Source organism: Shigella sp. FC1567 (assembly GCF_001743015.1).
Lineage (GTDB): Bacteria > Pseudomonadota > Gammaproteobacteria > Enterobacterales > Enterobacteriaceae > Escherichia > Escherichia coli.
In genome coordinates, this window is record NZ_MIIV01000253.1 from 1 (window position 1) to 1,642 (window position 1,642).

Annotated in this window: 2 protein-coding genes and 1 tRNA gene; 2 read left to right on the top strand and 1 reads right to left on the bottom strand. The window is 45.4% G+C overall.

Features of this window, described 5'->3' with window-relative positions; all coding sequences use genetic code 11:
* Together BHE85_RS14835 and BHE85_RS14845 are read left to right on the top strand one after the other, a co-directional pair.
* On the top strand, nt 1-261 hold a 261-nt coding region (locus tag BHE85_RS14835; protein WP_000317683.1), incomplete at its 5' end, for an IS1 family transposase.
* 237 nt (nt 262-498) lie between these two features.
* The gene (locus BHE85_RS14845) at nt 499-1,446 is read left to right on the top strand and encodes a phosphoglycerate dehydrogenase (RefSeq protein WP_001341841.1); all 948 of its coding nucleotides are present in this window, start codon (nt 499-501) and stop codon (nt 1,444-1,446) included.
* A 77-nt stretch (nt 1,447-1,523) separates the two neighbouring features.
* Here the strand turns inward: BHE85_RS14845 and BHE85_RS14850 are convergent.
* Nucleotides 1,524-1,600 (bottom strand) — tRNA-Met (locus tag BHE85_RS14850).
* Between the last annotated feature and the right edge of the window lie 42 nt (nt 1,601-1,642).

A 1,642-nucleotide genomic window follows, 5' to 3' on the forward strand; every position in this document is an offset into this window, starting at 1 on the left:
ACACTGGAGCGTCTTCTGAGCCTGCTGTCGGCCTTTGAGGTCGTGGTATGGATGACGGATGGCTGGCCGCTGTATGAATCACGCCTGAAGGGAAAGCTGCACGTTATCAGCAAGCGTTACACTCAGCGCATTGAGCGACATAATCTGAATCTGAGACAACATCTGGCAAGGCTGGGACGGAAGTCACTGTCGTTCTCAAAATCGGTGGAGCTGCATGACAAGGTCATCGGGCATTATCTGAACATAAAACACTATCAGTAAGTTGGAGTCATTACCTTTAGGTTTAGCACCGTCATGCTCGTCTACTGTTGTTCTGGTTGTTGGTGATGCGGTGGCGCTTGCACTCTCTGAATTGAAAAAATTTACTCGTGCTGATTTCGGCTTATATCATCCAGGAGGTGCACTCGGCATTAAAGCAAATTCATAATTTCAAAGTATAAATACAGTGACCGGTCACGCCATCTTTTGGGGTGGCGTTCATTGAAGTGAGTGTCAGCTATGAAAAATGTTCTGGTCACCGTCCCCAGCTTTTCAGCACGCTGTGTTTCCGCCAGCAAGTTGCTAAGAGAGAATAATTTTAATCTTATTATTAAGAATAATGTGGAGCATCTGCTTAAATCAGAATCCACTGCATTACGAGAATCTATTTGCGCGGTCATCGCCGGAAAAGATTGTTATCAGGCGGACACGCTATCATTGCTGCCTGGTGTGAAAATAATATCGAGATTCGGGACGGGGATAGATAATATTGATCTTCGTGCAGCACAACAATCCGGTATTGTAGTCAATAATGCGGTTGGGATTAATTCAAATGCTGTCGCGGAATTTATCATTGGACTTATCTTCGCGAGCATGAGAAATATTCCCGGCAGCTATCATGCGATGCAAAATGGCTACTGGGGTGAGTCGCATGGCTATGAATTACAAGGCAAACGGATTGGCATGGTTGGCTACGGCAATATAGGTAAAACCCTGGCAAAAAGGTTATCCGGTTTTGATGTTGAGCTTTTAGCTTATGACAAACAACCCGATTATCAGGTTGCTGACAAAGTTGGAGTTCAGTTTGTATCAATTGAAGATATCTTTATGCAGTCGCATGTCATCATTGTTCTTTTGCCTTTTTCTCCTGAGCTGGAGAACTTCATTAGTCATAAATATTTGTCGATGATGCGCAATGGTGCTCTAATCATCAATGCCGCAAGGGGAAAGTTGCTGGATGAGGGCGCTTTACTACAGGTGATTGAAGAACGAAATGTGTTTGCGGCGCTGGATGTGTTTAGCTCTGAACCGTTGGCGCAATTTAGCCCACTGCTACATGCCAAAAATATCATTACAACGCCGCATATTGCGGCCGCCACCGTTGAGTCATACCAGCAAACCGGTACACACGTTGCCCAGTCGATAATTGATTACTTCGCAGGAAGGGAGATAAAAAACGTGTTGTGAGTTCAGCGAACGAAGTTTTTAAATACAAAAAACCGCAATTTGTGGAACACATTGCGGTTTATCAGCATTCTAAGTATTGGTTGCGGGGGCCGGATTTGAACCGACGACCTTCGGGTTATGAGCCCGACGAGCTACCAGGCTGCTCCACCCCGCGTCACCGTACTGCTTTATTTCATCAAATTTGATTGGTTGCGGG

Excerpts from the sequence above, each read along its gene's own strand:
- BHE85_RS14845 (WP_001341841.1), top strand. The coding sequence starts at position 499 with ATGAAAAATGTTCTGGTCACCGTCCCCAGCTTTTCAGCACGCTGTGTT.